The organism is Neobacillus sp. NRS-1170 (assembly GCF_050468025.1).
The window spans coordinates 161,599-169,464 of sequence record NZ_JBITPF010000032.1; the positions used below are offsets into that span (position 1 = coordinate 161,599).

The 7,866-nt window shown below is 38.3% G+C and carries 6 protein-coding genes and 1 pseudogene; 2 read left to right on the top strand and 5 right to left on the bottom strand.

The window, feature by feature from the left end; genetic code table 11:
- Positions 1-90: 90 nt before the first annotated feature.
- Complete coding sequence (locus ACIFOT_RS15520; RefSeq protein WP_430066033.1) at positions 91-1,746, top strand: PAS domain S-box protein; 1,656 nt, start codon at positions 91-93, stop codon at positions 1,744-1,746.
- Here the strand turns inward: ACIFOT_RS15520 and ACIFOT_RS15525 are convergent.
- Genes ACIFOT_RS15525 through ACIFOT_RS15535 form a run of 3 tightly spaced genes read right to left on the bottom strand, consistent with a single transcriptional unit; the run spans position 1,743 to position 5,617 of the window.
- Complete coding sequence (locus ACIFOT_RS15525; RefSeq protein WP_430066035.1) at positions 1,743-2,849, bottom strand: GerAB/ArcD/ProY family transporter; 1,107 nt, start codon at positions 2,847-2,849, stop codon at positions 1,743-1,745. The genes ACIFOT_RS15520 and ACIFOT_RS15525 overlap by 4 nt on opposite strands.
- Before the next feature lie 27 nt (positions 2,850-2,876).
- Positions 2,877-4,082, bottom strand: coding sequence for a Ger(x)C family spore germination protein (locus ACIFOT_RS15530; protein WP_430066037.1), 1,206 nt, complete (start codon positions 4,080-4,082; stop codon positions 2,877-2,879).
- Positions 4,082-5,617, bottom strand: a complete 1,536-nt coding sequence (locus tag ACIFOT_RS15535) for a spore germination protein (RefSeq protein WP_430066057.1) — start codon at positions 5,615-5,617, stop codon at positions 4,082-4,084. Before ACIFOT_RS15535 ends, ACIFOT_RS15530 begins: the two co-directional genes overlap by 1 nt.
- Positions 5,618-5,825: 208 nt before the next feature.
- Here ACIFOT_RS15535 and ACIFOT_RS15540 point away from each other — a divergent pair, with 208 nt between their 5' ends.
- On the top strand, positions 5,826-6,065 hold the full coding sequence (locus tag ACIFOT_RS15540; RefSeq protein WP_430066039.1) for a hypothetical protein: 240 nt from the start codon (positions 5,826-5,828) through the stop codon (positions 6,063-6,065).
- Positions 6,066-6,398: 333 nt separating this feature from the next.
- Here ACIFOT_RS15540 and ACIFOT_RS15545 read toward each other — a convergent pair whose 3' ends face one another.
- Together ACIFOT_RS15545 and ACIFOT_RS15550 are read right to left on the bottom strand one after the other, a co-directional pair.
- Positions 6,399-7,619: an MDR family MFS transporter gene (locus ACIFOT_RS15545; protein WP_430066041.1), complete on the bottom strand. Its 1,221-nt coding sequence runs from the start codon at positions 7,617-7,619 to the stop codon at positions 6,399-6,401.
- 52 nt (positions 7,620-7,671) lie between these two features.
- Positions 7,672-7,866: pseudogene (locus ACIFOT_RS15550) on the bottom strand (hypothetical protein); the annotation flags it as partial.

The following is a 7,866-nucleotide window of genomic DNA, read 5'->3' on the forward strand; positions in this document are numbered from 1 at the left end:
CCAAAACACCTAATTTTCCTGTATTATTATGTAAGAAAAAATTTTCTTACATTCTTGGAAAATAATTTCCTTGAAGGAACTGGAGAATTCATGGAGAAAAAAAAGTTAATTTTCCTCTACTGCATATTAAGTATAGTATGGATATACGGTACAAATTATTTAATTGATCAATTTGTGCCTTCTTCTTATATAGATTTTACCGCCAGATTCAAAGAGGTTCTATATATCTTTGTTACTGGATGGTTCATTTACTTTTTAAGTGTTAAATCACAAGAATTAAATGCTTCAAAAGAGGATCAAAAGCGTCTATCCACGTTAATCAATTCAATGGTTGATTTTGTAAACTTTAAGGATGGCGAAGGCAGATGGATTGAAGCCAATGAATTTGGTTTACAATTATTTCAGCTTGAAGATGTAGATTATCGGGGAAAAAAGGATTCTGAATTAGCGGAATACACCGAGTTCTATGGAGACGCGCTCAGATATTGCGAAATTTCCGATGAGGAAGCATGGAAAAATAAAGCAATAACCCGGATTGAAGAAGTTCTGCCTGTGCCAGATGGAACAACTAAAACCTTTGATACCATAAAAGTTCCTTTGTTCCATCCTGATGGGAGCAGAGAAGGTTTGGTTATTATTGGCCGGGATATAACTGAGAGAAAAAATATGGCAAGACAATTAGCCGAAAGCCAGCAGCAATATAAATCAATGTTTGAGTACAGTCCGGATATCGTATATATGTTGGACTTGAACGGAAACATAACCAATCTAAACCCTCATTTTGATGTGATAACCGGCTTCAAACGAGAAGAGATGATTGGTAAAAATATAGGAACATTATTGCCTAAAAAATATAAAAGGTATCTCAATAGATTTATTTCTTCTTTAGTTGATGAAAGCAAGCCCATTATGTATGAACTCGAAATTCCACATGCTAATGGGAATACACTAACCATTCAAGCTACATCACTCCCAATTGTAATTAACGGGAAGATAACTGGAATCATCGGCTACGGCAGAGATGTGACTGCCTTAAGACAAACAGAGGAACGTCTAAGGAGGACGGAGAAGCTGTCGGTTGTTGGTGAGTTATCTGCGAGTGTTGCCCATGAAATACGTAATCCACTCACTTCATTAAAGGGATTTGTACAGCTTTTACAAATGGAAGATAAGAAGCACCAATTCTATTATCAAATCATGTTAGATGAATTAAATCGGATTAATCATATTGTTGGTGAATTATTACTTTTAGCCAAACCGCAGCTGTTGAAATACACTACTGCAGACATTCAAAAGCTTTTGAACGATGTTATTTCCTTATTAAGCACTGAGGCGAGTTTATATAATGTGCAAATTGAATCGATTTATCCTGAAAATGAGATCAATATAGAATGCGACCCGAACCAGCTGAAACAATTATTTATTAATCTTATTAAAAATGCGATTGAAGCCTCCATAAATGGGGGTAAAGTGTCCATTGTCCTTGAACAGTTAGAAAACGAACAAGTAATAATAGCTGTCAAAGACAATGGTTGCGGCATTTCTAAAGAACGTTTAGAAAAAATTGGCGAACCGTTCTATTCTTCAAAAGAAAAAGGAACCGGTTTAGGTCTAACTGTCAGCTTTAAGATTGTTCAATCTCATAAAGGGACAATCCGTTTTGACAGTCAAAAAAATCATGGAACGACCGTTAATATTACCCTTCCAATAAAGCAGGGTAATTCACAAAAAATCAAGCCCGCCTAGGACGGGCTTGATTTTTTTTTTCGATTTCGAAAAAAAGCCAGGATTAATAATATACAGGGAATTATAATTTGGAAGGGCCAATGCAAATATATTGTGACAACATCCAGCCCCTCTTTAATATGTTCCGCATAACTGGTTGCAATAGTCACGGATGAAAATAACACCAGCACCCCGATTGGAAACCCCAGTTTACGTTGATTCTTGAAATTGAATATATCCGCCGCCCCAGCCACAGCTACATAATAATATATAGTTATTTTAAAAAATCCACCAATAACAAGATACAGCATAAATAATACATCGAGCCGCTCGATAAAATTGGCTAATTGAATTTTCCCAATTGTCGTTAACAAAGGAAAATTGGAACGAACAAATAAATCCGTTCCTAAGGCAGCAATATTAATGACAGCCGTTATCGTGATATTAATTCCACTTAAAAGCATCCCGCCAATACACGCCATTTTCACTTTTTTTGGATCATTTAAAAATGGGAGCAGCATCGTAAAGACAATCATTTCTCCGAATGGGAAAGTGAAAGTTTCACGAAGAAAGGTTTTTATCACAGGCTTCCACCCATTTTCAAGTATTGGTAATAGATTTTCAAAATGAATCAATCCCGAAAAGAGGATTAAAGAAAATCCACCTATTGCCATCATATAGATAACCGCAAAATATATTTCCCCCACTCGAGCAATGACTTCAAAGCCCTTATGAATAGCATAAATAATCGTCAAGATCATCAAGGTATTGATGACAAATAACGGGGTACTTGAATAGATAGTTGTGGTTAATAGCTCTCCAAAATCCCGTAATACCCTTGAGGCCCCGTAAATAAAATATACGATGTAAAGCAATCCAATAAATCGGCCAATCCATTTTCCGGCTATTTTTTGAAGATAACTGGTTAGCGGAAGGTCTGGATAATACTTAAACAAACGGTAGTAAACGAAAAAGAGAATCACTCCTGCTGTCATTCCCAGCAAAATGGATATCCAGGCGTCCTGTGCGGCACCTGCCCCCATGCCAACAAGAATTGCACTGCCCATTTCATACAAAACTACGAGAACAAATAATTGGGATGCTTTTATTTTTGCCTTTTCCATTTGCTACACTTCCCTACTCGCAACGGGTTACTTATTCATCGTTGACCAAAACGGTTTGGTCCGAATTCCTTCTCGCCGAATGTAGGAATCTACCTCGACATTTACTTCTATATTGGCAAAATGTTCGTTCCAATTCCTCTTAAGCTTTTTCCATAGTTTGGGGTCTGCTCGATGCACCCGCTCACCAAATCCAAAAATATCACTTTTCTTTTTTTGAGCTGCTTTGACCGTGCTTACAATTTGCCTTTTAATTTCTTTTTCCACAAGCTTATCAATATTCTCAATTACTTTTGGATTCGTTAAATCAATCGCCGTATTGGCTTCACTAATCCAGCCCTCATCTTCAATGCGAATATGAATGACGGGTTTTCCATTTTTAAATTTAACCGAAACTTTTGTTTTGGAGCGAATGGGTGCCATTGAAATGGCATTCTTTTTACCATCCCAGTCGACATTAATATCAGTGCTTTTTACCTTATTTAGAATCCAAATAACCCCTCGGGCATTGTTTTTTTCAATCCAGCCTTTTAGCTTACCATTTTTAAAAACGGCAAGTCCATTGGCTTCAAGGTAGGCATCTGATTTGGTAGATTGAAGACTTTCCGCCTTTAGAGCTTGTTCTTTCTTCCCCATTACTTTATATCCATTTAAAATTGGCTCTTTTCCACTGCTGATTATTCCACTAACAAAATCATCTACGTTAACACTCATATTTTCCCCTAGCATGTTTTGTGTCGATTTAAGCTCCTTAGTAATCTTATTGACAGGAAGTTTATCTAGGTTTGTCAGAGCTGAAACAAGGTTTTCGGCAGACGAACCTCTCGAAATCACCATTTCAGTAGTCGTTCTAAATTCAGGGTCTCGATCTAATGCATCAATAAGATCAAGCAAATCAGTTTTAGCCACGGCTTCACTAACTACCACTAAATTTGTGTGAGCATAATATAAACGCCTGGAAATTTTCTTCGTCGCTTGTCTTGCTGCTTCTGTAAGCGTGTCCCCCGAGCTTTTATATACAGCTATTGGCAGCCCCTGACCTCCACCGACTTGCCCGGCGGATACATTTCCTGGATTTACTATTTGAAAAGAAACATCAAACTTTTCTTTTTTACCTTTATCAATTCCAATCCCCATTACAAAGGCCAAATCGGTTAACTCCTTTTGATTCCAGCACGCGGTTAAAGAAGGTAAAAGAAAAAGCACACATATAGACAGCAACAAATATCGTTTCATCAGGACTCACCTTGCGATGACTGGTCTTCGTCCTGCGTTGGCGGAGCCGGTTTTTGATTTTCTCCCGCTCGGGCCATATTTTCCTTACTGATAAACATCGGTCTATTTTTCATTGCCCAAATCGGAAAACGAATGAACACATCCTGCTGATTTCTTATATTAAAAGGAGCGATCGGCATCATGTAGGGAATGCCAAAAGACCTTAGAGAGCATAAATGGATGGTCATAAACATCAGACCCAGCATAATTCCATAAAACCCTAAAATAGTGGCAAGGCCCATCATTATAAAGCGAATTAATCTTGCAGCAATGGCCATTGTAAAAACGGGCGTCGAAAAATTGGCAATGGCTGTGATAGAAACGACGATGACCATTACTGGTGATACAAAACCTGCCTGAACGGCTGCTTGCCCTATTACAAGCGCTCCAACGATGGAAACTGCTTGACCGACTGCCCGTGGAAGTCTTAACCCTGCCTCCCTTAATATTTCAAAGGTAACCTCCATAATTAATGCTTCAAAAAAGGCCGGAAAAGGGACATTTTCTCTCTGTGCTGCAATCGCGATGGCCATGGTAGTTGGAATCATTTCCTGATGAAAGGTAGTTCCAGCTATGTATGCTGCTGGTCCAATTAAAGCGATAAAAAAGGATAAAATTCGTAAAATCCGAAGGCTTGTGGATATATCAAAACGAGCATAATAATCATCTGGTGCTTGGAAAAATTGTATAAATAAAGCTGGTACTGTGACTACAAAGGGTGTCCCATCCACTACAAGGGCAATTCTCCCTTCAAGCAATTGTGAAGAAATAACATCTGGCCTTTCAGAATGATGAGTGGTCGGAAACGGTGTCCAGGTTTGGTCTTCAAATAATTGTTCAATATAACCTGAAGCTTGAACCGCATCAATATTAATGCGATTTAGCCTTTCTTTTACTTCTCCAATAATTTTCTCATTAGCAATTCCCTTTATATACATGATGGCGATATCGGTTTGCGTTACAGTACCCAGCTTCATCGATTCAATCCATAAATTTGGACTTTTTATCCGCCGTCTAATTAGTGCTGTGTTTGTTCGAAGTGTTTCCGTAAACGAATCCTTCGGCCCTTGAATCGATAATTGGGTTGAAGGTTCGGTGATGGCACGTTTCTCCCATCCCTTGGTTTCCACACTAATGGCTTTATTGTAGCCATCTAAAAAAAAGATGGTATTCCCAACCAAGATGGCATCATGTACTTCGTTCCAATTCGTGATCGATTCGACGTTTCCCAGACCAGCTGCGAAGTCAATCATTTGTTGGAAACAGTCGGTAACCATCTCTCTCACTTCTTCTGTCACCGTTTCCATAAAAAAATCATTGATCATACTATTACTGGCTAGGCCATCAATGTAAACGGCGCTCCCCCTGCTGCCGCAAAATTTAAACTCGCGGTATGAAACATCGGTACTGTTACCATATTCTTCTTTTATTTTCGCAATATTATCTTGGTAGTCCCTATGGATTGGCAATTCGTCCGGTTTACCAGGATCCTGCATTTGCCTGAAATTATCGTTCTGTCTCTTTTTTTGCTTATTTTTCAAAATATTAGACAAAATCGACACATAATCTCCGCCTAACTCAATGAAGTTTCAATTTTCTTATTACCAATAATGGATAGATTCCCCAAAGTGTTATATTTTATCCAAGGATAATTCCATTCCGAAGTAGAAATATAATAACAACACATAAAAATGGGTGAGGATTATGAAAATAATATTGGTCACTGGTTTATTAGCGGCTTTTTTATTAACCTTAATTATTTCAATCGATTTGATAATGGGAGTAAGATTATCTGGGGTGATTTGGAAAGCAACAAATCCTTTTAGAGTAATGGAACCGGCGGAATATATCATATTAATACTATTTATCCTCTTCTTTTTTATTGATTCGATTGGATCTTATTTAAATAAGAAACGGCAAAACAACCCTCCTTCAAACTCATAAAGAAGAAAGCCCGCTTTCAATCAAAGCGAGCTCTCTTCTTTTTTATTTTCATGAATATTTGTTGGAGATTTCCGTTTGAAAACACGGAGGAAAACTTTAACTCTATTTTTCCAAATGCTTTTCCTTTCGTGATTTGGCCCATAAACATAGCGATTCCACAGATAATAGATTATTTCCTCAATGATAAGAAATAGACAGCAAAATAAAGCAAAGATACCAGCCCAGTACCACATTCCATGGACCCCCTTCTCAAATAGTCCTTACATTCTATTTGAAAAAATCTATCTATTCTTTATTTTACCAGAATAATGGAAAAATGTGGAGGAATAAAGTTTACACTGTTTTTTCCAATGTGGATATTTTTGCTTTGATATACGACCTGTTTCCAGCGGTAAAGAAAATAATACTTCCCAGTGTGAGGATTGAAATAATCCAAAACATGAATTGTCCGTGGAGATGACTGAGGAGAAATCCACCAAATATGGGACCCAGGAAATTCCCTATTTTCCGGAATTGGCCCGCCCCAAAATAAGTTCCACGTAATTGCTCCGGTGCTAATTTGTCCATCATCATACTGTTAGAAGGGAAAATTAATATTTCACCGATTGTTAGGAGGACCATTGAAATTATGGCACTCACCCAGCCATTGATGAAACTAAAGCCGAGTAACCCAGCCGCGATAAATAATGAACCTCCAGCCATCGCCTGCATTAAGCTAAATTTTTCAGCAAAATGGCTGATTGGCATCTGCAAGCATACCACCATCACAGCATTAATGGTAAGCAAAACGGAAAAAATGGTTACGCCGTTTTCCACTGTCCCTTCCAGGAATTGCGGCAAATTGGAGTCTATTTGGACATAGCCGATGTTTATTAAAATGATCCCAAATAAAAGGTATCTCAACGCTTTATCGGTCTTGATGATTTTGAATGCATCCACAAAAGATACTACTTTTTTCGTTTCTGATTGTTTCGTAATAATGAGTTTTTTCATTAAAATAAAAAGAACTATTCCATATGCAAAGTAGGTTGAACCAGTAATGGCGAAAGATAGCTTTGCTGAGTGATTCGCCAAATAGGCACCTAAAAGCGGCCCAACTGATGCTCCAATGTTCATGGCGGTATACCTTAAGGAGTACACCTTCATCCTAATTTTCTTGTCTGTCAAATCGGCCATAAGTGCTTGTGATGTAGGTTCAAAAAAGGAAGTACATAAGCCATTAATGGCGTTTAATAGAATGAACCATCCCTGACTATTGGCTACTGTAAACCCATAATAGACAAATGCTAACACAAACAAAGCGGTGAGCATTATCGGCCTTCTGCCAAACCGGTCTGATAAATGGCCCCCGATAAATCCTCCCACTGTGGCCATTAATGGACTCATACCGACCGTTAAACCGATGATAATCGGAGAAAGATCGATATGCCGTGATAAATAAATCGATAAAAAGGGCAAGGTCATATAGGCAGAGCCTCTGGTTAAAACGGTACCAATTAATAATACCCAGACAATTGGGTGGAATTGTCCAATATAGTTTTTCACTTTGTTCATATGTATAGCCTCGCAATTTATTTTATACTTAATTAGTAAACTATGTTAGACGCTAATTGTAAAGAATTTTCCTAATTTTTATGGTCATCAAAAAAGTCAGAACCGCATGGGCACTGACTTTTTTGTTAAACATAGTTGTTGATTTGCGCTCCAGGAGCTTCGCTTTCCGCGGGCGTGCCTGGGAGCCTCCTCGGCGCTTTAGCGCCTGCGGGGTCTCCCCTGCCCCGTACTCCCGCAGGAGTCTTCG